Origin of the sequence: Enterovirga sp. GCM10030262 (genome assembly GCF_042666435.1) — a bacterium.
In the GTDB taxonomy this organism is placed as follows: Bacteria; Pseudomonadota; Alphaproteobacteria; order Sphingomonadales; family Sphingomonadaceae; genus Allosphingosinicella.
This window is the reverse complement of record NZ_JBHTDC010000002.1, coordinates 349,481-374,563: the sequence shown is the minus strand read 5'-3', so window position 1 is coordinate 374,563 and position 25,083 is coordinate 349,481. Positions and strand designations below refer to the sequence as shown.

Annotated in this window: 25 protein-coding genes, 1 tRNA gene and 1 riboswitch; of the genes, 13 read left to right on the top strand and 13 right to left on the bottom strand. The window is 66.0% G+C overall.

The genetic code is table 11. From position 1 onward, the window contains the following. The first annotated feature begins 89 nt into the window (after positions 1–89). Positions 90–1,322, top strand: a complete 1,233-nt coding sequence (locus ACFQRC_RS11005; RefSeq protein WP_379961140.1) for a DUF418 domain-containing protein — start codon at positions 90–92, stop codon at positions 1,320–1,322. Here the strand turns inward: ACFQRC_RS11005 and ACFQRC_RS11000 are convergent. From ACFQRC_RS11000 to ACFQRC_RS10980, 5 genes are all read right to left on the bottom strand, one after another. Beyond that, positions 1,291–1,650, bottom strand: coding sequence for a hypothetical protein (locus tag ACFQRC_RS11000; protein ID WP_379961138.1), 360 nt, complete (start codon positions 1,648–1,650; stop codon positions 1,291–1,293). The two genes, ACFQRC_RS11005 and ACFQRC_RS11000, sit on opposite strands and share 32 nt — an antisense overlap. A gap of 43 nt (positions 1,651–1,693) precedes the next feature. After that, positions 1,694–1,954, bottom strand: coding sequence for a hypothetical protein (locus ACFQRC_RS10995; RefSeq protein ID WP_379961136.1), 261 nt, complete (start codon positions 1,952–1,954; stop codon positions 1,694–1,696). 133 nt (positions 1,955–2,087) lie between these two features. Continuing rightward, positions 2,088–3,473, bottom strand: a complete 1,386-nt coding sequence (locus tag ACFQRC_RS10990; protein WP_379961134.1) for an MATE family efflux transporter — start codon at positions 3,471–3,473, stop codon at positions 2,088–2,090. A gap of 40 nt (positions 3,474–3,513) precedes the next feature. Beyond that, positions 3,514–4,653 carry a PepSY-associated TM helix domain-containing protein gene (locus ACFQRC_RS10985; RefSeq protein ID WP_379961132.1) on the bottom strand — a complete coding sequence of 380 codons (1,140 nt, stop codon included), beginning with the start codon at positions 4,651–4,653 and terminating at the stop codon, positions 3,514–3,516. Then, positions 4,653–6,788 carry a TonB-dependent receptor gene (locus tag ACFQRC_RS10980; RefSeq protein ID WP_379961130.1) on the bottom strand — a complete coding sequence of 712 codons (2,136 nt, stop codon included), beginning with the start codon at positions 6,786–6,788 and terminating at the stop codon, positions 4,653–4,655. The genes ACFQRC_RS10985 and ACFQRC_RS10980 overlap by 1 nt, the downstream gene beginning before the upstream one ends. Before the next feature lie 126 nt (positions 6,789–6,914). Between ACFQRC_RS10980 and ACFQRC_RS10975 the strand changes: the two genes are divergently transcribed. After that, complete coding sequence (locus ACFQRC_RS10975) at positions 6,915–7,559, top strand: glutathione S-transferase family protein (RefSeq protein WP_379961128.1); 645 nt, start codon at positions 6,915–6,917, stop codon at positions 7,557–7,559. Here the strand turns inward: ACFQRC_RS10975 and ACFQRC_RS10970 are convergent. After that, the gene (locus ACFQRC_RS10970; RefSeq protein WP_379961126.1) at positions 7,556–8,227 is read right to left on the bottom strand and encodes a DUF4019 domain-containing protein; all 672 of its coding nucleotides are present in this window, start codon (positions 8,225–8,227) and stop codon (positions 7,556–7,558) included. The genes ACFQRC_RS10975 and ACFQRC_RS10970 overlap by 4 nt on opposite strands. Before the next feature lie 7 nt (positions 8,228–8,234). Then, positions 8,235–8,816: a YqaA family protein gene (locus ACFQRC_RS10965; protein ID WP_379961124.1), complete on the bottom strand. Its 582-nt coding sequence runs from the start codon at positions 8,814–8,816 to the stop codon at positions 8,235–8,237. A 347-nt stretch (positions 8,817–9,163) separates the two neighbouring features. Here ACFQRC_RS10965 and ACFQRC_RS10960 point away from each other — a divergent pair, with 347 nt between their 5' ends. Beyond that, positions 9,164–12,364 carry a hypothetical protein gene (locus ACFQRC_RS10960; protein WP_379961122.1) on the top strand — a complete coding sequence of 1,067 codons (3,201 nt, stop codon included), beginning with the start codon at positions 9,164–9,166 and terminating at the stop codon, positions 12,362–12,364. A gap of 7 nt (positions 12,365–12,371) precedes the next feature. On the opposite strand, the gene ACFQRC_RS10955 is transcribed toward ACFQRC_RS10960, so the two are convergent. Then, the gene (locus tag ACFQRC_RS10955; protein WP_379961120.1) at positions 12,372–12,947 is read right to left on the bottom strand and encodes a hypothetical protein; all 576 of its coding nucleotides are present in this window, start codon (positions 12,945–12,947) and stop codon (positions 12,372–12,374) included. A 70-nt stretch (positions 12,948–13,017) separates the two neighbouring features. Further along, positions 13,018–14,505 (bottom strand): alpha/beta fold hydrolase, encoded by a 1,488-nt coding sequence (locus tag ACFQRC_RS10950; protein ID WP_379961118.1) that lies wholly within the window; start codon positions 14,503–14,505, stop codon positions 13,018–13,020. A 118-nt stretch (positions 14,506–14,623) separates the two neighbouring features. Between ACFQRC_RS10950 and ACFQRC_RS10945 the strand changes: the two genes are divergently transcribed. Continuing rightward, on the top strand, positions 14,624–15,724 hold the full coding sequence (locus tag ACFQRC_RS10945; RefSeq protein WP_379961116.1) for a class I SAM-dependent methyltransferase: 1,101 nt from the start codon (positions 14,624–14,626) through the stop codon (positions 15,722–15,724). Between the two features lie 184 nt (positions 15,725–15,908). On the opposite strand, the gene ACFQRC_RS10940 is transcribed toward ACFQRC_RS10945, so the two are convergent. Then, positions 15,909–16,766 (bottom strand): N-formylglutamate amidohydrolase, encoded by an 858-nt coding sequence (locus ACFQRC_RS10940; RefSeq protein WP_379961114.1) that lies wholly within the window; start codon positions 16,764–16,766, stop codon positions 15,909–15,911. A gap of 155 nt (positions 16,767–16,921) precedes the next feature. On the opposite strand from ACFQRC_RS10940, the gene cpdR reads away from it, so the two are divergent. The 6 genes from cpdR to thyX all read left to right on the top strand — a co-directional run bounded on the left by cpdR (position 16,922) and on the right by thyX (position 21,752). Then, positions 16,922–17,299: a cell cycle two-component system response regulator CpdR gene (cpdR, locus tag ACFQRC_RS10935; protein ID WP_379961112.1), complete on the top strand. Its 378-nt coding sequence runs from the start codon at positions 16,922–16,924 to the stop codon at positions 17,297–17,299. Positions 17,300–17,352: 53 nt separating this feature from the next. Continuing rightward, positions 17,353–17,427, top strand: a tRNA-Val gene (locus ACFQRC_RS10930). Positions 17,428–17,489: 62 nt separating this feature from the next. Then, positions 17,490–17,597: riboswitch (TPP riboswitch) on the top strand. A gap of 26 nt (positions 17,598–17,623) precedes the next feature. After that, positions 17,624–19,543 carry a phosphomethylpyrimidine synthase ThiC gene (thiC, locus tag ACFQRC_RS10925; RefSeq protein WP_379961110.1) on the top strand — a complete coding sequence of 640 codons (1,920 nt, stop codon included), beginning with the start codon at positions 17,624–17,626 and terminating at the stop codon, positions 19,541–19,543. Continuing rightward, on the top strand, positions 19,540–20,049 hold the full coding sequence (locus ACFQRC_RS10920) for a GNAT family N-acetyltransferase (protein WP_379961108.1): 510 nt from the start codon (positions 19,540–19,542) through the stop codon (positions 20,047–20,049). Before thiC ends, ACFQRC_RS10920 begins: the two co-directional genes overlap by 4 nt. A gap of 150 nt (positions 20,050–20,199) precedes the next feature. Then, positions 20,200–20,982: a hypothetical protein gene (locus ACFQRC_RS10915; RefSeq protein ID WP_379961106.1), complete on the top strand. Its 783-nt coding sequence runs from the start codon at positions 20,200–20,202 to the stop codon at positions 20,980–20,982. Continuing rightward, entirely contained in the window at positions 20,979–21,752 is a 774-nt protein-coding gene (gene thyX / locus ACFQRC_RS10910) for an FAD-dependent thymidylate synthase (RefSeq protein ID WP_379961104.1), read from the top strand. The genes ACFQRC_RS10915 and thyX overlap by 4 nt, the downstream gene beginning before the upstream one ends. 308 nt (positions 21,753–22,060) lie before the next feature. Here the strand turns inward: thyX and ACFQRC_RS10905 are convergent, their stop codons facing one another. The 3 genes from ACFQRC_RS10905 to ACFQRC_RS10895 form a co-directional block, all read right to left on the bottom strand. Then, positions 22,061–22,474: a DUF1801 domain-containing protein gene (locus ACFQRC_RS10905; RefSeq protein WP_379961102.1), complete on the bottom strand. Its 414-nt coding sequence runs from the start codon at positions 22,472–22,474 to the stop codon at positions 22,061–22,063. Next, positions 22,474–22,596, bottom strand: a complete 123-nt coding sequence (locus ACFQRC_RS10900) for a hypothetical protein (protein ID WP_379961100.1) — start codon at positions 22,594–22,596, stop codon at positions 22,474–22,476. Before ACFQRC_RS10900 ends, ACFQRC_RS10905 begins: the two co-directional genes overlap by 1 nt. A gap of 371 nt (positions 22,597–22,967) precedes the next feature. Then, a complete protein-coding gene (locus ACFQRC_RS10895) occupies positions 22,968–23,321 on the bottom strand; it encodes a DUF2200 domain-containing protein (RefSeq protein ID WP_379961098.1) in 354 nt (117 codons plus the stop codon). A gap of 159 nt (positions 23,322–23,480) precedes the next feature. Here ACFQRC_RS10895 and ACFQRC_RS10890 point away from each other — a divergent pair, with 159 nt between their 5' ends. The 3 genes from ACFQRC_RS10890 to ACFQRC_RS10880 all read left to right on the top strand — a co-directional run bounded on the left by ACFQRC_RS10890 (position 23,481) and on the right by ACFQRC_RS10880 (position 25,077). Next, the gene (locus ACFQRC_RS10890) at positions 23,481–24,200 is read left to right on the top strand and encodes a DUF899 domain-containing protein (protein ID WP_379961096.1); all 720 of its coding nucleotides are present in this window, start codon (positions 23,481–23,483) and stop codon (positions 24,198–24,200) included. A 16-nt stretch (positions 24,201–24,216) separates the two neighbouring features. Then, on the top strand, positions 24,217–24,576 hold the full coding sequence (locus ACFQRC_RS10885; protein ID WP_379961094.1) for a VOC family protein: 360 nt from the start codon (positions 24,217–24,219) through the stop codon (positions 24,574–24,576). A 63-nt stretch (positions 24,577–24,639) separates the two neighbouring features. Further along, the gene (locus tag ACFQRC_RS10880; protein ID WP_379961092.1) at positions 24,640–25,077 is read left to right on the top strand and encodes a VOC family protein; all 438 of its coding nucleotides are present in this window, start codon (positions 24,640–24,642) and stop codon (positions 25,075–25,077) included. Positions 25,078–25,083 lie beyond the last annotated feature (6 nt).

Sequence of the window (25,083 nt, the reverse complement as noted above, 5' to 3'; positions counted from 1 at the left end):
CAGCGAGTGATTGACTTGGCGGAGCCATGGGCGCTTTCTTCGCTCAGGGCCGTGGGGGCGCGCGCATGAAGGATGGGGACCAAGAGCGAATGGCGGCGCGGCCGGCGGTGGATCGGGTCGCGGTGCTGGATGCGTTGCGCGGGTTCGCTTTGCTCGGCATCCTCCTCGCCAATATTCAATATTGGTCGGGCTGGAGCTTCATCAAACCGCCCGAAAAGGCCGCGCTGGCGGGCGGGGCGTGGACAGAAGCGACCGATTTCCTCCACCTGCTGCTGATCGACGGTAAATTCTACACCCTCTTCTCGTTCCTGTTCGGCCTCGGCTTCGCGCTGCAACTGGCGCGGCTGGAGTCGAAGGGCGCGAATGGGGTCGCGATCTACCGGCGCCGGCTGCTGGTGCTGCTGGCGATCGGCATCGTCCACATGGTGCTGATCTGGGACGGCGACATCCTGACGCTCTACGCACTGCTCGGGCTGTCCTTGCCGCTCTTCCGGATGTGGAGCGGCAGAAGGCTGCTCGGCACGGCGGCTTTGCTGTTGCTCGTGCCGATCCCGGGCGTGCTGCTTGTGCAGGCGCTGGGGGTTCCGCCGCATTTCGGCTTCTTCACTCTGGGCGACCGGATCGGCGCGGCGCTGGGCGGCGCGCCGGCGACTCCGGTGGCGTGGCTGCAGCGCGAGGAGTGGAGCGGCTATTGGGCTTGGGTACTGGGCGGCTGGCCCTACCGGTTCGGGACGATCTTCATGACCTGGCGCATCCCCAAGGTGCTGGCGATCATGCTGATCGGCCTGTGGGCCGGGCGGCGGCTGGTGGAGGGGCGGTTGCTCAAGGACCGGCTGCTGCTGCGACGGGTGGCGATCTGGGGCGCGGTGATCGGCCTGCCCGCCAACGCGGCTTATGCGGTGAGCGGCGGATTCTGGCAGGAGGATTCACAGAGCATCTTCCTCGCCCATGTCTTTAACGCGATAGGCGTGGTGCCGCTGGGGCTGGCTTACGCGGCGGGGTTCGCGCTGCTGTGGCGTCACGCCGAGGGAGCGCTCCGCCTGCTGGTCGCGCCGGGACGGATGGCACTGACGAATTATCTCAGCCATTCGCTGCTCGGAATCGCTTTGTTCTACGGTGTGGGCCTCGGGCTGGTCGGGCGGTTGGCGCCGGCGGAATTTTACAGTCTCGCCCTGCTCATCTTCGCCGGGCAGATCCTGTTCTCGCACCTGTGGCTGGCGCGGTTCGAGCAGGGACCGATGGAAAGGCTGTGGCGGCTCGGCACCTACGGGCGCCGGCGGACGGTTGCCGTCAAGGTTTCGGCGGCGCACAATGCGCCCTGACCGCCTCCACAAGCGCGAAATCGGCGGCCTCGCGGGCAAGGCGCTCGCCCTCGGCACAATCGCCGATGGCCACCGCCTCGCCGACACGGGCGCCGAGCGCGCTCGCTTCGGCCTGGCTTCGGCGACGGAGGGAAGGGGCGGGAGCGGTACGCGCCTGGGTTTCGGCCTGAATCGACTGGCGGTTGATCGCCTTCCAGTCGGTCCACAAGGCGTCGGCGCGGAGTTTTGGCTCGGCGGGTTCGGCAGGCGTATCCGGCGCGGCGAGGACCGGAGTGGGCGCGAGGAGAGCGGCCATCAGCAAGGCCGCGGCAAGATGCTGCTTCGCCATGGAGAAGGCCGATAGCAGCTCCGCCTGACGCTGGGCTGAACCGTCAGGCCGCGTCGGCGTAGGTCCAGCGAGGTCCGCGATTGCGGCTGTGGGTACCGGCGCCGACCAGGCCGGTATCGGCGAGCGCCAGCGCGGTGGCGCAAAAGCCGCACTCGGCGGAGAAGCGGCCGATCAGCCAGTGCGAGCGGCCGCAGCCGGGGCAATGATTGACCTCGCCCTGGCGATAGAGTGCGTGATAGCCGCGCATGGCGGGGTCGTGCGGGAAGCCGCTCTCGCCCGTGCGGTGAATGATCGAATGGACCATCTCTCGTTCCTCCTGCCCCCTTGTAGCACGAAGCGGGGACTGCGACGAGTCGTTACATTTTGTCGATGAACCGATGCTGAATCGCTGATGCAACGGCGCAACAGCCGGAAGGCGCGCGCGTGGGACTTGCGAGCTATCGCTGCAGCAGGCCGAGGCGCTCCCGCCGCACCCAGCGCGCGACCATCAGCATTGCGACTACCGCAAGGCCGATAGCGAGGCCGATCCAGATGCCGATGCCGCCCCAGCCCAGGCCGAAGGCAAGCCATATGCCGGTGCCGAGGCCGATCACCCAATAGCCGAGCGCGGCGTAGATCATCGGCACGGTCGTGTCGTGGAGGCCGCGCAGCATGCCCGCGCCGACCGCCTGGGCGCCGTCGACGATCTGGAACAGGGCCGCGACGGCGAGAAAGGAGACGGCGAGCGCGATCACCTCGGCGTTCCGTGGATCGCTTTCGTCGAGGAAGGCGTGGACGAGGAAATGCGGCATGGCGAGCATGACCAGGGCCATGGCCAGCATGAAGGCCTCGCCGAGCGCGAAGCTGGTCCAGCCGGCGCGGGCGATGCCGGCGGGGTCGCGCCGGCCATGGGCGAGACCGACGCGCACCGTCACCGCCTGGGCGAGGCCGAGCGGGATCATGAAGGACAAGGCCGCGATCTGGATGGCGATGGCGTGGGCGGCAAGCGCGGCGGTCGAAATGAGGCCCATCAGGAACACGGCGGCGTTGAAGATGGTGACTTCCAGCGCCAGGGTGACGGCGATGGGCAGGCCGAGACGCCAGATCTGGCCGAAACGCGGCCAGTCGGCGCGCCAGAAGCGGCCGAACAGGCGGTAGCGGCGGAAGCTTTTGTGGTGCGTCACCACGAGGGCCATGCCGACGAACATGATGAGGTTGGCGATGGCGCTGCCGATGCCCGCGCCGAGCAGGCCGAGTTCGGGAAAGCCGAACGCACCGAAGATCAGGCAGTAATTGATCGCCGCGTTGAACAGCACCGCGCCGCCGCCAATGATCAGCGACCAGATCGGCTTTTCGAGCGCGGAAACGAAGCTCCTCAAAATCAGATAGAAGAAGAAGGGGAGCAAACCCCACATCACCGCCCGGACGAAGCGCGCCGCGTCGGCGGAGAGGCCCGCATCCTGACCGAAAGCGAGCAGGATCGCCTCCGCCTGCCACAGGATCAGCCAGAAGGGGATTGCGATGGCGACCGCTGCCCACATCGCCTGGCGGACGGTGCGGCGGACGTCGCGGACGCTGTGGCGGAACCGGCCGAGCTCGCGCGCCATCATCGGCGCCGAGGCGGTGACGAGGCCCGTCCCGAAGATCAGGAAGGCGTTGACGAGATTGACCCCGAGCGCGCCGGCGGCGAGCGCGCGCGGGCCGACCCAGCCGAGGAGGATGATGTCGGTGGCATGGATCGCCGCCTGGGCGAGGTTGGTGAGGATGAGGGGATAAGCGAGGAGGATCGTCGCGCGAAACTCGGCGCGCCAGGGATGGGAGTGTGAGGAAGCGCCGCGGAGCATCGGCCGCCATTAAGGCGGGGGACCGCGGCGTGGAAGGACTTTAGCGGCGTCGCCTTTTGGCGAACCACGAGCGCAGGCCATGGCTGGCCGCGAACAAAGCGATGAGGCCGCTGACGAGAAAGGCGAGCCGCATCGGCAAGCCGCCCAGCACGCCGGTGTGGAGCGGGTAAAGGAGGTTGTAGAGGCGGTTGCCGGCGCCCGATTCCGGTTCGCTGGTGGCGGCGGTGGCTGTCGCGGTGGCCGGATCCCAGCTGAAGGTGGAACGGCCATTGGGATGGCGCTCCTCGGGCTGGCGGAGGCGCAGGGTGACGGCATCGCCGGGTTTGGCCGCCGGAATGTAGAGGCGCGGCGCGGCATCGGGAAATTGCGTGCGGGCCAAGGTCGCGAGAGGGCCGGCGGCCGCCGGTGTTTCGACCGCCGGATCCTTCTTGCCCAGCAGCCCGGTGAGGAGGGCGCTCGCCTGTTCGTGGAACACGATCGCGCCGCCGGACAGGGCGGCCAGGAACAGGGCCGGTGCCATCAGGATGCCGAGCGTGGTGTGGGCGGCAAGGTAGGACGCGCGGGTCGGCCGCTTCGCGCGGGCGTTGGATAACCGCCAGCCGCGCCGCCACGGCCACCAGAGATAAAGGCCGATGAGAACGAGCCCGGCGATGGCAAGGCCGAACGCGCCGGAAACCAGCTTTCCGGTCTCGCCGGCGAGCATGTAATGGTGGAGCTCGAACAGCCAGTCCATCGCGCGGTTGAGGCCGAAGCGATCGTCGAGCGGGGCAAGGCTCGCCGGGTCGTAAAGGGCGGTGCGGTGATCCGGCAAATAGACGATGAAGGCGCCGAGCGTATCATCAGGGAATTTGATCGAGGTGAAGCTGCCGGGCTCCAGGCTGGCGGACAGACGCTGGGCCCGGGCGATCGTGTCGGCGGGCAGGGCGCCGAGCTCGGGATGGGCGAGGGCCAGAATCTCGCTCTTGAATATAAGGAGCGTGCCGGTCGCCGCCGCCATCAGCAAATACAAGGCGGCGAAAAGGCCGAGGGTAGCGTGGAGCCAGCGCAAAGCGGGGCGAAGGCGGGATTTCTTCTTCCTCCCGTCATTCCCGCGAACGCGGGAATCCGAACGGCCTCCGCTCCTGGCGCGACCTCTGTCTGGATTCCCGCTTTCGCGGGAATGACGGAATGGGACGTTCATCAGAATTCCGTCGCGAAGCCCAGAGTGAAGGTGCGGCCGCGGCCGGCGAAATAGTCGGCGTCGAGAGTGGAGCCGGCCTGGCCGTAATAAGTGATATATTGCTTGTCGGCCAGATTCTGGATGGCGAAGCTGACGGTTCCGAACCGAGTCTTGTAGCCCGCATAGGCGTCGAACAGGGTATAACCTTCGAAATCGACCGCATTCAGGCCGGCGGCGTCCTTGAAGTCGCGGTCGAACAAAGTGGCGGACTGGAGGCGGAGCGAAACGGCGTCGTTCGACCATCCGGCATAAAGGTTCAGGCGGTTGGGGCCGATATTGATCGCGTCGAGATCGGCGTCGAGCGCGCCGTCATCATCGGAATCGACGCGGCCCGAGAGGATGGAGAGGTTGCCGCCCGCGCGAAAACCGGAGCCGAGCGCGGCCTCCAATGTCGCCTCGAGCCCTTCGATCCGGGTCTTCTGGCGGACGACGCTGAAGATGCCGTCCTGGTCGGCGACGAGACGGGAGCCCTGGTCGGATTGCGAGATGAAATAAGCGAGCTGGGCGGTGAACGCGCCCCGGCGGACGGTGAGCCCGGCCTCGTAATTGTCGGCGATCACCGGCGACAGGGTCAGCAGGTCGTCGACATTGGTGCCGGGGACCTTGACCGCGCGCAGCACGCGGCCGACGTCCGGCACGGTATAGCCCTGCGAATAGCTGGCATAAGCGCTGACTCCGTCCAGCAGTTCGTAAATGGCCGAGCCGTTGAACAACAGCTCGTCGAAGCTGGGGCTGCCGCCCGTCACCGGGGTTTCGACCAGATCGGGCCGGTTGCCGGCGATGCTGTTGTAATCGGCGACCTTGAGGGTCGCATTCTCCCATCGGATGCCGCCGGCGAACGTCAGGCGGCCGGTGATGGGGAGGTCGGCCTGGAGGAAGGGGGCGATATTCTCATAGGTCGTTTCCGGTACCCAGAAGCGGCCGGTATGGATCAGCTCCTGGCTGGTCGTGTCGCGCAGATAGTCGATGCCCCCGATGATGTCGGCGCCGGTGCCGGCGATGTCGGTGTAACGCTGCGTCGCGCGTGCGCCGAGTTTCTCGGAGAGGTTGCGCGACTGGTCGAACAAGGTGCCGACCGGGGCGATGGCGGGATCTTGGAAGACAGCGAAGCGGTCGCCGCCATAGGTCGCCTTGAAATCCTGCCGGTAGAGCTGGCCGGTGAAGGTGCCGCCGAGCAGGTCGCGATGGGTATAATCGAGCGACATGGTGAGGACGTCGTTGAGCGGCGGCGCGCCTTCGGGCGCGCCCCGTCGGGCGGTGACGGGGATGCCCATGGCGCGGTCGCCCGGGACGCTCGACCAGTCGCTCTCGCCCTCCAGGTCGAACTTGTTGATCGTGAACTGGAGACGCTGGACGGAATTGGGCTCCCAGCCGAGCTTGCCGAAGAAGTTCGTCTGGGTGGAATCGGCGAGATCGCCCTGGGTCGCGTCGACGCCGATCGACCGGCCCTCACCGTCGAAGAAGAGGCCGCGCTTGTTGTAGCTCGCCGAGCCGAGGACATCGAAATCGCCGAAGCGCTTCGATGCATACACCCCGGCGCGATGTTCGAAGCCTTCGTCGCGAAAGCCGTCGGCGGCGGTGATCGCGGCTTCGACGCCGACCGTCCACTCTCCTGAACGGTCGGGCTTTTTGGTCACGAAATTGACGATGCCGCCGGTGGCGCCGAGGCCCTGGATGGCGTTGGCGCCGTTGATCACCTCGACCCGCTCTATCACCATCAGGTCGATCGTGTAGCCGTCGCGCGATCCGTTGCGCAGCGGATTGGACTGGGGCACGCCGTCGATTAGATAGAGCGGATCGCGGCCGCGAAAGGATTCGCCGAAGCTGGAGAGCTTCTGCCGGCTGGGCGAGAAGCTGGGGACGAGATTGGCGAGCAGCGAAGAGGTGTCGGTCGCGATCAGGCGCTGCTGCTCGATCTCCTCCTCGTCGATAATGGTGACGAGCGCAGGAATCGTCGAAAGCGTTTTCTCGCTGCGGATGGCGGTAACGACGATGCTTCCTTCATCCTGCCGGCTTTCCTCCTGGATGACCTCCTGGGCATAAGCGGTGGGAGCCAGGCACAGGCCGAAAGTGGCGGAAAGCATGAACCGGTACACGTAAAACTCCCTGCAACTGCAAATCATTCGCAACTGCCGCATAACCGCCTTGGCCTTCGTGTCAACAGACTTGCCGGACGCGGAAGCGGGTTTCATAGGGACACGAACAGCTCGGGAGCGCCTCCAATGATCGTCTATGGATCCTCGATGTCGCCATTCGTGCGCAAGGTGCTGGCCTTCGCGGCCGAGAAGGATATCGAGCTGGAGACAAGGCCGCTGGGGCTCGGTTCGGACGATCCCGAATTCAGGCAGGCGAGCCCGTTCGGGAAGATCCCGGCGTTGCGCGACGGCGATTTCGGAATCTCCGATTCGACCGCGATCATCGCCTATCTGGATGCCCTGAAGCCGGAGCCCGAGCTCATCCCGGCCGAGCCCAAAGCGCGGGCGCGGACGATCTGGTATGAGGAGTTCGGCGACACCATCCTGGCGGCGTGCGGGACGAAGATGTTCTTCAACCGCGTCGTCGCGCCGCGTTTCCTGAAGCGCGACGGCGATCTGGCCGCCGCCGACAAGGCGGAACGCGACGAGCTGCCGCCGATCCTCGATTATATCGAGAAGGTGCTGCCCGAGAGCGGCTGGCTGGTGGAGGACCGGCTGACCCTGGCCGACATCGCGGTCGCCAGTCCCTTCGCCAATTTCCGGCATCTCGGCCTGGACCTGGGGCTGGAGCGGCGGCCAAAGCTCGCCGCCTTCATCGATCGGATGCTGGAACGGCCGAGTTTCAAGAGCTGGATCGAACGGGAAACCGCGTTCCTCGCGCGGGCGGCTTAGTCCCGGCACCCCATCTGCTCGCGCAGGCGCGGGCGGTCGATCTTCGTGACGTCCTCGGCGGCCTGCTTGCCCACGAGATTCTGTTCCTCCCGGACGAGCCGCCAGACGCCGTCGGGGCCGAGGCGCCACATGAGATAGCCGCAGACGAAATCGAGGTTGGCGAAATCCGCGCTGAAATCGGCGGCGGCGTAGAGGCCCGGCTCGGGCGCGTCGGGGGGATCCCGGTAGAAGCTGATGCGCGTCACCTGGCGGCCGCGAACGGGGCCGGCCCTGTCGTTGAAGCGCTCGGCCGCCGCCCGCCATTGGGCGAGAGGCGACGCGCCCTTCACCCGGTCCGACAGGAGCGCCCAGGCCTCCTCGTAGCGGCCGCCATCCTTGGCGGCGAGCCAGGCATAGCTGCCGGCCAGGACGGCGAGACGATCGTCGCCCGGCTCGCCCGGCGGCAGGCAGAACAATTCCTGCTCGAACCTCTCCCCGTCGAGGGTGAAGGAGCCGAAAGCCGGCAAGGACGGGGCGCAGGCGTCGCGGGCTTCGGCAAGGAGCGCGGCCTGCCCTTCGGCCACGGTGGCGATGCCCGCGGCAGGCAAGGCGAGGCGGTGGAGATTGTCGCTTATCCGCTGCTGCTCGACCGAAGGCGTGGCGGCGGCGAGCAGGAGAGCGAGGAGCATCGGCTCCTTATATCAGATATTTCACCGCCACGAAGCCGCCGACCATCAGCACGCCGAACAGGCTGGTGAGAAGCGCGAAATGCCTGTCGATCAGACGCTGCATCGGCGGACCGAATTTCCACAGCAAGGCGGCGACGAGGAAGAAGCGGGCGGCGCGGCTGAGAATAGCCGCGATGACGAGGACGTGGAGCGGGAGCCCCGTCGCGCCGGCGGCGATGGTGATGACCTTGAACGGCAGCGGCGTGAAGCCGGCGAGGAGGACGATGGCCCAGCCCTGATCGTTGAAGCTGTCGGCGAAGCCGGCGAATTCCTTCTCCAGGCCGTAAAGTCCGATGATCCACTGGCCCACCGTATCGAACAGGAACATGCCGATGGCGTAGCCGAGCAAAGCGCCGGCCACCGACGCGATCGTGCAGATCAGCGCGTAGCGGAACGCCTTGTCGGGGCGGGCCAGGCACATCGGGCCGAGCACCACGTCCGGCGGTATTGGAAAGAAGCTCGATTCGATGAACGAGATGGCGGCGAGCCAGCGCTCCGCATGGCGGTGCGCGGCTTTTTCGAGGGTCCAGTCGTAGAGGCGTCTCAACATCAGCGCGCCTTAAGGGAGGGTGGGGATTTAGAGAAGCGGGAATGAGATCGAGGCTGGAATCTTCGCTCTCCGGTCCATGTCGCGCAGGATTGCGACCCGCTCGGCAAGACCCGTTTTTCCGTGTCGGGTCGATTCGACAGGCATCGTGAATTTCTTTATGAAAATCCGCGCTCGCGCGGCTTTTACCGCCCAAGTCGAAAGCAGGTTGATCATGCCGACTTGCGCCGGCCCTGACGTCCTTCGACTGCTGTCCCGCATCGCGGGCCCGCCCGGCCGCATCCCACGCGCGAAGAACCATCCTCATCGTTCCCCGGCCGGAGCCGGCGGCTAACCGAAAGGAAGATTCCATGGCCACCTTCACGGGCACCGACGCCAATGAATCGATCACTCCCGGTTCGGTAAGCGCGACCGTCACCGTCGATCCGCCCGGATCGGTGCCGTCGGCCGAGGTCGACGTGATCAACGCCGGCGGCGGCAACGACGTGGCGGCGGGCGGCGGCGGCGATGATCTGGTCGACATGGGCATTGGTGACGATCGCTACTTCTGGCGCGAAGGCGACGGGCGCGACCTTCTCGCGGGCGGCGCGGGCAGCGACCAGCTTACCTTCGAGGCGACCGCCGGCGACGATTTCATCTTCATGAGCGATGAAGGCGGTGACGCGCGCTCGCTAAGCACCGCCGCGGCCACGTCGGGGGTCGACTTCTCGAGCGTCGAATCGGTCACCATCAATGCGCTCGGAGGCGACGACCAGATCACCCTTTACGCCGGCGCGACACGCGACGTCCCGTTCGTCTATATCAATCTGGCGCCCACACCCAATGAGATCGTGGCCGACGCTGGGCAGGACGTCCTGTTCTTCCACGGCGGCGGGCTGGATGATGTAATGACGATCGGCGGCGGCTCGACGGCCAGCATTTCCGGGCTCGGGTCGGGCACCGTTTTCGCCGATTTCGCGGGCGCCAACGATCGGGTCCAGATGCATGGCAGCCTGGGCGGCGATCGGATATCCGCGGCCGATTATTCGGGGCCGATGGGAATCTCGCTTCACGGCAATGGCGGCGACGACAGCCTGATCGGAAGCAGCGGTAACGATGTCCTTTTCGGCGACGATGGCGATGATTTCGTCGAAGGCCGCGCCGGCAATGATAACGCCGTGCTGGGCGACGGCAGCGATCGCTATAGCTGGGGAGTGGCCGACGGCGAGGACTGGTTCGACGGCGGCGCGGGGTTCGACCGGGCGATCGTGACCGGGACGGGGACGACCATGGCGGTCGAAACTATGTATCTGCGATTCGACGGGACGGGATATTTTGTCGAACGCGATGGCCCCGGGCGGCTCACGTTCGAGGGTGTCGAGCGGGTCGACTTCGTCCCCGGCGGCGGCGCCGACCGGATTTTCATCGATGGCCAGACGACCGGGCTGCTCGGCCGCGTCGATATAGATCTCGGGGCGGAAGCTGGCGATTTCGGCGACACGATCGAGATTTGGGGCGGCACCGCCAACGAGGCGATTGTGGCCGCCCGGTCAGGATCGGCCTTCTCGATCGACGGTCTTGGCCCGCTCGTCACGATCCGTCAGCTTCGTTCGAACGATACGCTCCTCATCGCGGCTCGCGACGGCGACGATCTGATCGATCTCAGCACGGTCGGCCCGGGGACGGCCAGATTCACGATCCTGGGAGAAGAGGGGGACGACGTGTTTCGCCCCGGCGAAGAGGATGAGCTTTTCCAGGGCGGCGACGGCGTCGACATGGTCGATCATCGCTTCTCGGTCGCGGCCGTTGCCGTCTTGCTGGACGTGAGTACGTCGTTCAACGAGAATGTTCACGGCTTCGGCGGGAATGCGGAACGCGACCGCTATATCGAAGTCGAAGACCTGACCGGCTCGGCATTCGGCGACATATTGGGCGGCGAATCCGGCGCCAATCGGATCGCGGGAGGCGGCGGCGCCGATCAATTATACGGACGTGACGGCGATGACCGGCTGGACGGCGGCGCGGGCGCCGACCGTTCCGATGGCGGGTTCGGCAACGATCTGCATTTCGTCGGCCATGGCGCGGACCTGGTGATCGAGCGCGCCGGCGAGGGTCTGGCCGACCGCGTCCTTGCCGCCGTCGATTATGCATTGGATGCCGACGCCGACATCGAGCTGCTGACGACCACGCGCGCCGCCGCCACCGCCGCCATCGACCTCACCGGCAACGCCATCGCCAACCGGATCACCGGCAATGCCGGCGTCAACCGCCTTGCGGGCGGCGGCGGCGATGACACGCTGATGGGGCTGGCCGGGAACGATCGCCTGATCGGCGGCATCGGCGTCGACCGGAGCGACGGTGGGCTCGGCGACGATTTCCATTATGTCGACAATGAAGCCGACACTGTCGTCGAGCGTGCGGGGCAGGGCAATGCCGACCGCGTCTTGGCGAGCGTCAGCTACAGGCTGGGCGGGAACGCCGAGGTCGAACTATTATCGACCGACAGCGCCGCCGGCACCGCCGCGATCGATCTTACCGGCAACGATTTCGCCAACCGCATCATCGGCAATGAAGGCGACAACAGCCTCGCCGGACGCGGCGGCGTCGATATCCTGCTCGGCAACGGCGGAAGCGACCGGCTCGACGGCGGATCCGGCGCCGATCGGCTCGACGGCGGCGCGGGTGACGATTTCCACACCGTCGACAATGTCGGCGACCAGGTTATCGAACGGTCCGGAGAAGGCCACGACCGCCTCACGACCAGCGTCAGCTATGTCCTCGCCCCCGGCGTCCATGTCGAAACATTGCTTGGCGCGGCCGGAATCAAACCGCTGAACCTGACCGGCAACGATCTCGGGCAGACGATCTTCGGCACCAACGGAAACAATATCCTGAAGGGCGGCGCGGCGCGGGATTCGCTCAGCGGGCAGGACGGCGATGACAGGCTCGACGGGGGCGCGGGCAACGACATCCTCGCCGGCGGCCTCGGCGACGATCTTTATTATGTCGACAATGTCGCCGATGAATTGCTTTTCGAAGGTGCGGGCGGGGGCCAGGACAGGCTTTTCGCAAGTGCCGACTTCGTCTTGCCCACGGCGATCGAGATCGAGCTTATGGCGGCCGCCGGCGACGCCGGGGCCATCGATCTCGCCGGCAACGAGTTCGCCAACGAAGTGATCGGCAACAAGGCCGCCAATCGCCTGGCTGGCAGCGGCGGCGCCGACATGCTGACCGGGCGGGGCGGCGCCGACACGTTCGTCTTCCTCGCCGCTTCGGATTCCGGCATCGGTGCGGCGCGCGACCTCATCACCGACTTCCAACGCGCCGGCGCTCCAGGAGGAGACCTCATCGACCTCTCCGCGATCGACGCCGTCCCCGGCGGCGCGGACAACCCCTTCACCCTGATCGCCGGCGCCGCCTTCACCGCCCCCGGCCAGCTCCGCATCGTCTATCTGGCGGGAAGCGACGAGACCGTCATCCTCGGCAATACCGACGCCGACAGCGGCGCCGAATTCCAGATCGCGCTCAGCGGGGATTTGACCGCGCTGGCCTCGTCGGATTTCAACCTCTAGCCAGAGGTCAATATTCACCCGGCCGGGCGCACTGGTCGCGGTCGCCGGAACGGCAGGCGCGGACGCGGGCTTCCCATAAGGCGTGGTCGCGCTCGGCCTGGAGGCGGGTTCGTTCAAGAGCCGCTTGGTAATCCGCCTGCGCGCGGGCGATGGCGGCGTCGCGCTCGGCGAGTTGACGCTCGTGACGGGCCAGAGCGGCTTCTCGGGCAAGCCGAGCGGTCTCGGCCCGCTCGGCGCGCGCCCGGTCGAGGGCGTCGAGGCGGGCGCGCTCGGCCGCTTCCCACAAAGCGAGGCGCTCCGCCTCGGTCAGCTCCGGCACCACCGCCTCCGGCTCCGCCTCGAACTCGCCGTCATCGGCCACCGGATCGAAGGATTGCTGGATTTGCGATGGCGGCAGCGCCGTGGTGCCGATGCCATCAATCGGGACCGGGGTCGCGCGCGGTGGCGCGGCCGGCGCTTCGCTCGCTTCCTCGATCGATTCCAGTATCTCGCCCAGCGGCTTTTCCGCCGATTGCGCGAGCAGCGGCGGGGTCAGGGCCATCGCGGCCAGGGTGGCGAGCAGGATGGGGCGAGGTGGATGCACGGCCGGGAGGATAAAGCGTGCGGCCGGGAGAGTCCAAGGCGCCGCGCCGAGGCTGCGCCACGACGGGGGCTCAGCGCGCCCAGTGGCGGGGATGGACGGGGCCGCTTTCGGCGGGGTGGCGCAGGAATCCCTGGATGCACTCGATGATCCGGGTGGTGGCCGGCTCGCGGCTGAGCGGGATATGGCTGTCGGTGTCGAGCGTGACCAGCGAAGCGCCGGGGATGAGGGAAGCGAGCTCGATCCCCTGCGCGATCGGCACCCGCTGGTCGCCGCGGGCGTGGAGGACCAGGGTCGGGGCCTTCACGTCGGCGAGCCGGTGGCGAACGTCGAGGGTGGCGAAGGCTTCGAGGAAGCGGACGGCATTTTCCGGGCTGGCGGTCGCGCGCTGGAAATCGTTGAACCAGTCGATCTCCTCGTGGCTGGCGGACGGCATGAAGGTCTGGCTGAAAATCTGGCGGTAGACGGGATTGTCCTGGCCCCAGCCATGGGCGACGAGGGTGATGACCGCCTCGCGCCGCGCCGCTTCGGCCGCGTCGGCGATGTGGCGCCAGCCGGCCGCATAGCCGCCGAGCAGGATCAGGTGGCTGACGCGGCCCGGGTGGCGCGCCGCATATTCGATCGAGACGGCGCATCCCTGGCTGATGCCGAGCAACGGAAAGCGCTCTATCCCCAGCGTGTCGACGACGGTCTCCAGGTCGCGGACGAACGCTTCGAAGCTCAGATCCCCGACTTCCCGGTCGGACAGGCCGTTGCCGCGCTCGTCGTAGCGGACGAGAAGGTGGGTGCGGGAAAGCTCGGTGATGAGGCGTCCCCAGACGGGACCGCTCCAGTCGAGCTCCAGATGGTTGAGCCAGTTGGCGGCCTTGACCAGCGGCGGGCCATCGCCGGTGCAAGCATAAGCGATGCGGACGCCGTCGGGGGCGAGGCAGTAATGAACCTTCTGGTCGAGCGGAGGGGCGTCCGCCGTCGCTTCCGTCGGCGGGTCGAAGGCGAGCGCCTCGGCCTCCCTCGCATAACGCTGGCTCTGCTCCGGGGTGAGACCGCGGCGCCGCGCGGCGAGCGCGAGGAAGCGGCCGCGGAGGCGGTCGATCTCGGCGCGCTCGGCGGCGAGCCAGGCATTGTACGTGTCGAGCCCGGCCAGATCGAGGCCGGGAAGGGCGTGGTCCATCGCGCTTTCGGCGAGACCGTCGTCGCCCGGATCGGGCGGGGAATCGGGCCGGTCGATCGCATGCTTGAGCCGGTCGATGTCGGTCGAAAAGCGCGTGCCGTCGAGCGCGACGCTCTCGCCGCTCGCGCTCAGCGCGCTGGCGAAGGGGCCGAGCGTGGTCCTGATCTTGGACAGCGACCAGCGCAGGGCGGCGCGCGGGTCGTCGGGGATGTCGAAGAACAGCTCGCACAATCGCTCGCGCCGGACGGCCTTGGCGCACAGCAAAAGATAGACGAACAAGGCCCGGGTCTTCTTCGACGCCGGCAGCGTGAGGATCTTGCCGCCCTGGACGAGGGCCAGCTCGCCCAGCAGCCGGACGTCGATCCGTTCCTGATGCCCCGGTGCCGCCATTGAGCGCTCCGTTCCCACGGGGACCGTAGCAAATTCCAACGCCGGCTCAAACGGTGGAGCCAACGACCGGCGCCTAGGGAGCCGTATCTCTCGCCACGAACGGAAAAGGGACCAGAATATGTGCAACAATACAGGCTTGATGGCCCAGCTCGACAAGCCCGCGGCGCCGATGGACGCGGCGGAAGAGGAATTTTCGGGCCGACTTGTCACCATGGTCAACCATGCGACCCTCGGCCTGATGATCTCGATCGGTCACCGCACCGGCCTTTTCGAGGCGCTGAAGGCCAGCGGGCCCGCGACCAGCCGGGAGCTGGCCGATGCCGCCGGCCTCGACGAGCGCTACGTCCGCGAATGGCTGGGCGCGATGACGACGGGCCGGATCGTGGAGTTCGACCGCGCGACCCGCCGCTACAGCCTGCCCGAAGCGCATGGCGCCTTCCTCGGCCGCGACGCCGCGCTCGGCAACATGGCCGCGATGTTCCAGTTCGTCGCCGTGCTCGGCGGCGTCGAGAACCGAATTGTCGACTGCTTCCGCACCGGCGGCGGCGTTCCCTATGAAGCGTTCGACCGCTTCCACGAGGTGATGGCCGAGGAGAGCGCCCAGACGGTCGTCGCCGCGCTGGACGAGGCGATCCTGCCGCTGGTGCCCGGCCTAGCGGCGCAGCTGGAGGCGGGGATCGCGGTCGCCGACATCGGCTGCGGCTCGGGCCGCGCGCTAAACCGGCTGGCAGCGCTCTATCCCAGGAGCCGGTTCACCGGTTACGACCTCAGCATCGAGGCGGTCGACAGCGCCAGCCGCGAGGCGGTCGCGGCCGGGCTCGCCAATGTCGATTTCATCGCCACCGACGCGACTCACCTTCCAGGCGAGGCTCGCTTCGACCTCGTCTTCACCTTCGACGCCGTCCACGATCAGGCGCATCCGGCGGCCGTTCTCGCCAATATCCGGCGCTTGTTGAAGCCCGGCGGCGTCTATCTGATGCAGGACATCGATTCGGCCTCCGACGTCGCCGACAATATCGAGCGCCCGCTCGCCTCCTTCATCTACGCGATCAGCTGCATGCACTGCATGACCGTCTCGCTCGCCCAGGGCGGTGAGGGCCTGGGCGCCGCCTGGGGCGAGGAACTGGCGCTGGCCATGCTGAAGGATGCCGGCTTCGGCGAAGTGACCACCCATCGCCTCGATCACGACATCATGAACCTCTATTATGTGTGCCGATGAGGGCTTGAAACAGGCACGGAGGGCGGCCCGGGCCGGCCCTCTTGAAACTGGTTAACGCCTTCCCATTTCTGGGAAGATACGCTGCTTCATCCCCCCTTTGGGGCGGCGTGTTACGCCCATCATGGGCGTTCCTCCCTGAACCTTGGCCACCTCGCACTCCCCCCGCGAGGTGGTCATTTTTTTGTCATTCGGCGGCGATCGCCTGCGGCGGCTCCAGCGCCCTGGCGGCGAGCGCGGCGGCAACGGCGGCGATCATCCGCGCCGCCGCCTCGAAGCCCGCGCCCGGCGAATGCAGCGCGTCGTCGAGATAGAGCGACCGGTCGATTTCGAGCTGGAGCGCGTGGATGCCTCGCGCCGGCCGGCCGTGGCGCGCGGTGATGTAGCCGCCGGCATAAGGCGCGTTGCGCGCGGTCGCATAGCCCTCCGCCTCCGCCGCCTTGATGGCCGCATCGAGATAGTCCGGCGCGATGCTGGCGCCGTGCCGGTCGCCGAAGACGACGCCCTTCGCGCCGATCCTGGGCGGCATCGAATGGCAATCGAGCAGGATCGCCACTCCGAAACGCCGCCGCGCCTCTTCCAGCATCGTGGCGAGGGTCTCGTGATAGGGCCGGTGGATGGTCTCGATCCGGCGCGCAAGCTCGGCGCCGCTCATCCGCCTCAGCCAGATCGCGCCCGATCCGCCGATCCGCGCCGGAACCAGGCCGAGGCCGCCCCGCGTCCGCGGCGATGCCAGCAGGCCGCGCGCCGGCGGCGGTGGCGAGACCATGGCCGCGTCGACCTCGCGCTCGTCGCGGTTGAGGTCGATCTCGGCGCGCGGCGCCAGCGCGACCAGCGCGCTCGCGCCCTCGGCGACCGCCCGCCAGACCAGCCGATCGACCAGCCGGTCCTCCAGCGTCTCCAGCGTCTCGCGCGGTAGCCGCGATGCGTCCAGCAATTTCGCGGAATAAGCACGGCCGGCATGGGGCACCGAAAGCACCACCGGCGAGGCGGCGGTGCCGGGGCCGACGCGCATGAAAGGCGGCTCGGCGGGGGACTCGGCCATGATCTCTGGCAAGCCTAGCAGCGTGCGGCGCGCGTGCAAACGCGGATCGCCCGGGGGCTTCGCTTTCGCGGCGACTGGAAAATCTTAAGGGCTTCGGGCATAAACGGGCTGCGGCGGCGAACGGCGCGCGCCGATTGCCTGCTACCGGAGCGCGAATGCCCAAGATACTCCTGGCCGAAGACGACGAGTCGATGCGCCTCTATCTGACGCGCGCGCTCGAAAAGGTCGGCTATGAGGTGCAGGCGGTCGATCGCGGCACGGCGGCGCTGCCTTTGCTCGAATCGGAAGTGTTCGACCTTCTCCTGACCGACATCGTCATGCCGGAGATGGACGGTATCGAGCTCGCCCAGCGCGCCGCCGTCAGCGCGCCCGACATGCGGGTCATGTTCATCACCGGCTTCGCGGCCGTGGCGCTCAAGGCCGGCAGCGCCGCGCCGACCGCCAAGGTCCTGTCCAAGCCCTTCCACCTGCGCGACCTGGTCGCCGAGGTCGACCGCCTGTTCCAGAGCGAGGACCAGCACGGCAGATTGTGACCCAAGCCGGCTTGCGCCCCGTGCGGGGCCCGGTTAAAGGCCCCTCCCAGTGTGGGCGTGTAGCTCAGTGGTAGAGCACTGTGTTGACATCGCAGGGGTCGCAAGTTCAATCCTTGCCACGCCCACCATTTTCTCCCCTTCACCCTTGAGCCGAACGCCCTTTCCCCGGGGCGGGCGATGGCCTATGGCGTCTCCATCCCCGGGGGACCGCGCGTGAGCGGTTGAGACTTGGCTGAAGCCATGACCCGCTGAACCTGATCCGGCTGACACCGGCGTAGGGAGGGAGCGGCCGCGAGCCCTCCGTCCCGTTTTTGGAGACGAGACATGGCCGACGCACCTGCAAGAACCGAGATAATCGGGGTCACCACGGGCCCGATCCGTGGCAGCCGCAAGGTTCATGTCGGCCCGCTCAAGGTGGCGATGCGCGAGATCATGCTCGAGCCGTCCTGCGGCGAGCCGCCGTTGCGCGTCTACGATCCCTCAGGCCCTTACACCGACGCCGCCGCCAGCATCGACATCGCCCAAGGCCTCCCCGAGATCCGCGCCGACTGGATCCGCGCCCGCGGCGACGTCGAGGAGGTGCTTCAGCGCGAAGTCCGTCCCGAGGACAATGGCCAGCTCGGTCCGGATCGCTCCGGCGGCGTCCAGCCCTTCCCCAATGTCCGCCGCACGGTCCTCCGCGCCAGGCCCGGCGCCAACGTGTCGCAAATGCACTACGCCCGCAAAGGCATCATCACCCCCGAGATGGAATATGTCGCCATCCGCGAGAATCTGGGCCGCGAGCAGCTGCGTGAGCACGTCCGGGACGGTCAGGATTTCGGCGCCTCCATCCCCGATTACGTCACTCCCGAATTCGTCCGCGACGAGGTCGCCCGCGGCCGCGCCATCATCCCCAACAACATCAACCACCCGGAATCGGAGCCGATGGCGATCGGCCGCAACTTCCTGGTCAAGATCAACGCTAACATCGGCAACAGCGCCGTCGCCTCCGACGTCGCCGCCGAGGTCGACAAGATGGTCTGGGCGATCCGCTGGGGCGCCGACACCGTCATGGACCTCTCCACCGGCCGCAACATCCACGACACCCGCGAATGGATCGTCCGCAACTCGCCCGTCCCGATCGGCACCGTCCCCATCTACCAGGCGCTGGAGAAGGTCGGCGGCGTCGCCGAGGACCTCACCTGGGAAATCTACCGCGACACCTTGATCGAGCAGGCCGAGCAGGGCGTCGACTATTTCACCATCCACGCCGGCGTCCGCCTGCCTTACGTGCCGATGACGGCCAACCGCGTCACCGGCATCGTCAGCCGCGGCGGCTCGATCATGGCCAAATGGTGCCTCTCCCACCACAAGGAGAGCTTCCTCTACACCCGCTTCGAGGAAATCTGCGAGATCATGAAGGCCTACGACATCGCCTTCAGCCTCGGCGACGGCCTGCGCCCCGGCAGCATCGCCGACGCCAATGACGAAGCCCAGTTCGCCGAGCTCGCCACCCTCGGCGAGCTGACGCAAATCGCCTGGAAGCACGACGTCCAGGTGATGATCGAGGGCCCCGGCCACGTGCCGATGCACAAGATCAAGGCCAACATGGACAAGCAGCTCGAAGCCTGCGGCGAGGCGCCCTTCTACACCTTGGGCCCGCTCACCACCGACATCGCCCCCGGCTACGACCACATTACGTCAGCGATCGGCGCCGCGATGATCGGCTGGTTCGGCACCGCGATGCTCTGCTACGTCACCCCTAAGGAGCACCTAGGCCTCCCCGACCGCGACGACGTGAAAGTAGGCGTGGTAACCTACAAACTGGCCGCCCACGCCGCCGACCTCGCCAAGGGCCACCCAGCGGCGAAACTCCGCGACGACGCCCTAAGCCGCGCCCGCTTCGAATTCCGCTGGCGCGACCAGTTCAACCTGAGCCTCGACCCCGACACCGCCGAGCAATATCACGACCAAACCCTCCCGGCGGAAGGCGCCAAGACCGCCCATTTCTGCTCCATGTGCGGCCCCAAATTCTGCTCGATGAAGATCACGCAGGAAGTCCGCGACTTCGCCGCCAAGCAAAACCAGAGCGCAGACTCATTCTTAGCCGCCACCAGCCCCTCTCCCCTTGTGGGAGAGGGCGACTCAGCGAAGATGAGCGGGGTGAGGGGTCGCCTCGACGAGGTCGAGGCGGAAAAAGGCATGTCCGAAATGAGCGAGAAATTCCGCGAAAAGGGCGGAGAGATTTACCTGCCCGCGAAATGACCGGCGTGCCCCTCTATCGCTTTCGCCCCGTCCTGCCCGGCGATCTCCCGCTCCTCTATGGCTGGCGGGCGCAGCCCCATTGGGCCGAGTGGTGGGGCGCGGTCGAGGACGATCGGGGTTTCTTCGAGGAGGCCATGGCGGACCCGCACACCGCCGCCTGGATCGTCGAGCTCGACGGGCGTCCGATCGCTTATGCCCAGGATTATGATCCGCACGCCTGGCCCGGCCACCATTTCGCCCACTTGCCGCCCGGCGCGCGCGGCGTCGATCAGTCGATCGGCCCGGCCGAACTGCTCGGGCGCGGTCACGGCAGCGCCTTCGTGCGCCAGCATGTCGAACGCCTCTTCGCGGCCGGCGCCGGCGCCATCGGCACCGACCCCCACCCCGACAACGCGCGCGCGATCCGCGCCTACGCCAAGGCGGGCTTCGCCGTCAGCGGCGGCCCCGTCGAGACCCCCTGGGGCCGCTGCCTGCTCATGGAGCACCGCCGCGCCGCCGCCGTCTGATGGCCCGCCGGCACGGCGCCGCGAGCCTTGACACGTTCGCTACTAAGGAGGCGGAAAAGGGTATGGCGGAGATGAGTGAACGCTATCGCCAGAGAGGGGCGTTGTATATTCCGGTGGCTCCTGACGTCTGATGTCTAGGGGAGGGCAAAGGTGCTGAGAGATAAAGAGATACACGACAGGGTCGCAGCCGTCCCGTCGATCGCGTCGAAGATTGATCCAGCTGATTACACGTCAAAGAGCTCGCCCATCCAAGCGTCCTCAATCGATCTCTCTGTCGGAGACATATTCCGACCATACTCGAGCGGCTTTTTCCGCAAATTTACAACCGAAGCAGGACAAGCTCATGCCGACGTTATCCTAAAGCAAGGAGAAACGGTAACAATCCGAACACTTGAACGCTTACACATGCCTAGCAACGTAGCGGGCATTGCGTTTCCGCCTTCGCGTGTCTCGACCAAGGGCTTGCTCATGACCAATTCTGGCCATGTGGACGCCGGCTACGAGGGCTATCTTCACATGACGGTGATTAACATGGGGAAAGAGCCTTACCCCATCCGGAAAGGTGATCGACTAGTCAGCCTTCTTTTATTCCAGTTGACTGCAGATGCGGAGGCTTCGTGGAAAGACAGGCGCCCGGAAACCGCATCCAATGAGGAATCTTTTGTAAGAACGGCTCAGCAGGCACTCAGTACGGATTTCATGAACGTCAGCCAGCGAGCCCATGCGGCGGCAGTCAATACGATTACGAAAAACACGTTACTTCAATGGCTCCTCCCAATAGTATTATCTGTTGGGTTTGCCTATTTGACAGTTGTGTCCAGTACGCAAACGCAGGTTGCCGAGCTTAAAGGGAAGGTAGACAGTATTGGAGGTGACGTAGATTTCGGTCAGATCTCTGACAGGTTGGATGCGATTGAGAAACGGATAAAATGACAAACAATCCTAAGATTATTCTTATTTCTAAGCCACTTATGCCTGAAGTGGCTGGTCTTGCTGCTGCAGTAAAATCAGGCTGGCGTGTGGACGATAATGCCACGGCTGCGGAGTCTTTGATAGAATATTGCGGAAGGTTATGCTATCTTTCTTTTGGTAATCGACAATCCCCTAAAAGCAATCGCCAATATATTGCTCACTTGATAAAAGCTGGTCACGAAAGCGTCTTGGAGCATGCAAGCTGGACGTTCGTAGCCTACGACGTAACCCGGTCCTTCTCTCATCAATTGGTTCGACATAGAATCGGCTTCTCTTTCAGTCAGCTGTCTCAACAATACGTAGATCATAGACTCATTGACGTAGTTGATCCCGATATCGCCGACATAGAGCCCGAAATCGCCAAAGAATGGAAGGAGCTGAAGCAGCGATCGCTCCAACTCTATGACCGTATTTTAAAGGCGGGGGACCATGGCAGCAAGGAAGGAAGACGCGAAGCTCATGCCGTGGCGAGACTTGTCCTACCAAACGCGGCAACCACTAAGGTGGCTTTTACTGCTAACGCCCGAGCTCTACGTCACTTCCTAAAGCTTCGGGGCGGAATCGTCGGAGACCATGAGATGCGACGTTTCAGTGCTACTTTGCTCAAGATACTGTTGGACGAAGCGCCCAATGTGTTTCAAGACTTTGAGCTTACAGTGGATTCAAGCGGGGTTCCTATAGTTTATCATCGCGAAGACCTAATGGACGGGTCTCAGCCGATGAAGCGATAGCGAGCTATCTGGGTATCTGTCTGCAATTCCGGCAATTCCGGGGACACAATACCAAACTCGCCCCCGCTCACTCCCGATTCGCCCACCCCGTTCGTCGCACCGGCAATTCCGGGGACACAATACCTAATTCACTCCGCTACTCTCGATCCGCAAGCTCTTCGAGGGCGACGGCTCGGTCGAACATGGCCCCTTGATCATGTTCCTCACCGGGAGAAGCTTCGGGACAACCAGCCCGCGAGCGCCGGCGTCCATGGCGCGTGCCTGGCTAGGCCGCCCGAAACTGGCGAATTCCGCCCCCCCCCCCCCGCTTACATCTTCTCTCCCGGCAACCGGCTCGCCTGGCGGACCCAATCGGCGAACAAAGCCTCGTCGAAAGCGTCGTCCTCGTGGATGTGGAAATAGCGGGTGTCGCCGCTCTTCGATGCGACCGGCGGGACGGGCTCGAGCGACGCGCCTCGGAAGAAGGCGACCTTCACATAGCGGGCGAAGACGTGGAAGCTCAGGAACCAGAGATCGTCCTCCATGCCGTAGAAGGGCGAGTTCCACTTCACCGCCTTCCTCACCCCCGGCACGGCCTTCTCGACGATCGCGTCGATGCGGCCGCCGACCGCGCTTTTCCAGCCGGGCATGGCGGCGATATAGGCCTGCACCGGGGCGTCGCCATAGCCTTTGGGTATCTGCGGGTTGCCGCCCGACAGGAGCTTGGGCTTGGACTGGGGCATCAATGCTCTCCCTCGGATCGGTCGCCCGTCGCTTCTACGACCTTGGCGCCGCCGCCGCCAAGGCAGAGACGGATGGCGCGCCCCTCCGCGCCCTTCAGGATGAGGAAGTCACTGCCGGGCAACCGCCCCCGATCCGTCGTCCCGCCAAGCGGGATTTTCCTACACCCCTTCCGATGAGATAAATGATCCGCTCCTTTTGCGACTCGAAGGCGTGAGCATCATGAAGCACAGTGGAGGAGCATGAGCCGCCGGGCGGAGGCGGGCGATGGCGATACAGCGCGCGCAGCCGGTGAACGCCGGACGGCCCGCGCCCCGGCCCGGGCGCGACGGGACCCGCGTCACGAGCGTCAGGGAAAAGGATGCCCCGCACCCCCTGGATCGCGCCGGGGGCATGATCGACCGACCCTGCACGCGCCTGGCGGCCCCCTCGCGGCGCATGTCTCATGGCCAGTGCGAACGTTGGGACCATTCGAGGGAGGGTATGGCGACCCCGTCACCCCGCCCGCAAGATCTTCTCCATCTTCCTGCCCTTGGCCAGTTCGTCGATCAGCTTGTCGAGATATCGTATCTCCCGCATCAGCGGCTCCTCGATCGCCTCGATCCGCACTCCGCAGATCGTGCCGGTGATCGCGGATCGCGCCGGATTCATCGCCGGCGCCTCGGCGAAGAAGGTCTCGAAGTCCGTGCCCGCGGCGAGCTTCGCCTCCAATTCGTCCTGCCGGTACCCGGTCAGCCAGCGGATGATCTCGTCGACCTCCGCCTTGGTGCGCCGCTTCTTCTCGGCCTTGGCGACATAATGCGGGTAAACGCTCGCCACGCTCGTCGTGTAGATGCGGTGCTTGGCCACCTGTGCCCCTTTCGCATTGAAGCAGGCAGGCTGCCCCAGCCTCTCCCGCAGCGCAACCCGGACGAAGCTTTACCCGGCAACCTTCCCGATCGAACAGGCGTTCACTCCGGGCCCGCCCTCGCGGCGGTCTTCCGCAAATGGATCGGAGGCAGGAGAGCGATGGCCGAAACATCCGAGCACGCCCGGAACAAGCCGATGCAGACGCCCTCGATCGTGTCGCGCGCCGAATGGGACGCCGCCCATGAGCGGATGCGCGAGAAGGAAAAGGCGGTGATGCGGTCGCGCGACGCCTTGGCCGCCGAACGCCGCCGGATGCCGTGGCTGGCGGTCGAGAAGGATTATGCGTTCGAAGGCCCCGACGGCCGCGTGAGCCTGCTTGATCTGTTCGACGGCCGCCGGCAGCTGATCGTCTACCGCGCCTTCATGGATCCCGGCGTCGGGCGCTGGCCGGAGAAGGGATGCATCGGCTGCTCCATGGTCGCCGATCAGGTCGCGCACCCGGCGCATCTCAATGCCCGCGACACCAGCCTCGCCTTCGTCTCGCGTGGATCGCAAGCGGACCTCGCCCGCCTGAAGGCGCATATGGGCTGGGAGCATATCCCCTGGTACACGCTGACCGACGGTTTCGATGCCGATTTCGGGGTCGACGAATGGCACGGCACCAACGCCTTCATCCGGGACGGCGACAAGATATTCCGCACCTATTTCGTCAACGGCCGCGGCGACGAGCAGATGGGGAACACCTGGAACTATCTCGATATCACAGCGCTCGGCCGCCAGGAGGAATGGGAGGACTCGCCCGAATTCTATCCCCAGACGCCGCCTTATGGCTGGTGGGTCTGGCACGACGATCTCGCGACCGATGCCGAACGGGAGTGACGAGGAAGAGGCACCCATGACCATCCGGAAAAGCTACGCTTCCTTGCTCGTCGCGGACATGGCGGCCGGGGAAGCCTGGTACACGAAGCTGCTCGGCCGCGGCCCGGACCACCGGCCGATGCCCACCTTGCTGCACTGGGAGCTGTCCGACCAGGGCGGGCTGATGCTGTCCAGCAGCGAGGAGATCGCCGGCCACGGCATGTTCTTCCTCTATGTCGAGGATCTCGCGGCCGAGCGCCGCCGGCTTGGAGACGCGGGGATCGCGCTCGGCGACGACATCGAGGGCGACTATTCGACGCTGGCGCAGGTGCGCGATCCCGACGGCAACCTCGTCACTTTGGCCTCACCGCCCGCGCGGCCCTTTCCGCCGGCATGACCGCGCCCGAAGAGCGAAATCCGCTTCAACACAAATCCGACGACGCGGGATAGGAGGGCATCAATGGAAACGCAGGAACTGCACCGAGGTCGCCTCATCGACCATATCCAGCTGGTCGTCGCCGATCTGGGCGCGAGCCGGCGCTTCTATGAGGCCTTGTTCGAGGTGCTGGAGATCCCGATCGGCGGCAGCGCGGACACGCATTTCTGGTATGACGAGTTGTTCGTCTCTACCCACGACAGCCCCGAGGCGCTGGGCAAGCGCACCGGCCGCCACCACCTTGCCTTCCAGGGCAGCGACCGTGCCACGGTCGACGCCTTCCACAAGGCGGGGCTGGCGGCGGGCGGCAAGGACAATGGCGCGCCGGGTTTGCGCCCGAACTACCATCCCGATTATTACGCCGCCTTCCTGCTCGATCCCGACGGCAACAATATCGAGGCGGTGTTCCATGGGCCGGCGAAACGCAGCGCGCCGTCGGTCAAGATCGAGTTCCGTGGCTGAACCGCG

Bases quoted from the DNA above. Each gene is read 5' to 3' on its own strand.
- thyX (WP_379961104.1), top strand. From the start codon at position 20,979: ATGACAAACAATCCTAAGATTATTCTTATTTCTAAGCCACTTATGCCT.
- ACFQRC_RS10920 (WP_379961108.1), top strand. From the start codon at position 19,540: ATGACCGGCGTGCCCCTCTATCGCTTTCGCCCCGTCCTGCCCGGCGAT.
- ACFQRC_RS10885 (WP_379961094.1), top strand. From the start codon at position 24,217: ATGACCATCCGGAAAAGCTACGCTTCCTTGCTCGTCGCGGACATGGCG.
- ACFQRC_RS11000 (WP_379961138.1), bottom strand. From the start codon at position 1,650: ATGGCGAAGCAGCATCTTGCCGCGGCCTTGCTGATGGCCGCTCTCCTC.
- ACFQRC_RS10950 (WP_379961118.1), bottom strand. From the start codon at position 14,505: ATGGCGGCACCGGGGCATCAGGAACGGATCGACGTCCGGCTGCTGGGC.
- ACFQRC_RS10960 (WP_379961122.1), top strand. From the start codon at position 9,164: ATGGCCACCTTCACGGGCACCGACGCCAATGAATCGATCACTCCCGGT.
- ACFQRC_RS10940 (WP_379961114.1), bottom strand. From the start codon at position 16,766: ATGGCCGAGTCCCCCGCCGAGCCGCCTTTCATGCGCGTCGGCCCCGGC.
- ACFQRC_RS10880 (WP_379961092.1), top strand. From the start codon at position 24,640: ATGGAAACGCAGGAACTGCACCGAGGTCGCCTCATCGACCATATCCAG.
- ACFQRC_RS10905 (WP_379961102.1), bottom strand. From the start codon at position 22,474: ATGCCCCAGTCCAAGCCCAAGCTCCTGTCGGGCGGCAACCCGCAGATA.
- ACFQRC_RS10990 (WP_379961134.1), bottom strand. From the start codon at position 3,473: ATGCTCCGCGGCGCTTCCTCACACTCCCATCCCTGGCGCGCCGAGTTT.
- ACFQRC_RS10975 (WP_379961128.1), top strand. From the start codon at position 6,915: ATGATCGTCTATGGATCCTCGATGTCGCCATTCGTGCGCAAGGTGCTG.
- ACFQRC_RS10970 (WP_379961126.1), bottom strand. From the start codon at position 8,227: ATGCTCCTCGCTCTCCTGCTCGCCGCCGCCACGCCTTCGGTCGAGCAG.
- thiC (WP_379961110.1), top strand. From the start codon at position 17,624: ATGGCCGACGCACCTGCAAGAACCGAGATAATCGGGGTCACCACGGGC.
- ACFQRC_RS10890 (WP_379961096.1), top strand. From the start codon at position 23,481: ATGGCCGAAACATCCGAGCACGCCCGGAACAAGCCGATGCAGACGCCC.
- ACFQRC_RS10945 (WP_379961116.1), top strand. From the start codon at position 14,624: ATGTGCAACAATACAGGCTTGATGGCCCAGCTCGACAAGCCCGCGGCG.
- cpdR (WP_379961112.1), top strand. From the start codon at position 16,922: ATGCCCAAGATACTCCTGGCCGAAGACGACGAGTCGATGCGCCTCTAT.
- ACFQRC_RS10995 (WP_379961136.1), bottom strand. From the start codon at position 1,954: ATGGTCCATTCGATCATTCACCGCACGGGCGAGAGCGGCTTCCCGCAC.
- ACFQRC_RS11005 (WP_379961140.1), top strand. From the start codon at position 90: ATGGCGGCGCGGCCGGCGGTGGATCGGGTCGCGGTGCTGGATGCGTTG.
- ACFQRC_RS10985 (WP_379961132.1), bottom strand. From the start codon at position 4,653: ATGAACGTCCCATTCCGTCATTCCCGCGAAAGCGGGAATCCAGACAGA.
- ACFQRC_RS10965 (WP_379961124.1), bottom strand. From the start codon at position 8,816: ATGTTGAGACGCCTCTACGACTGGACCCTCGAAAAAGCCGCGCACCGC.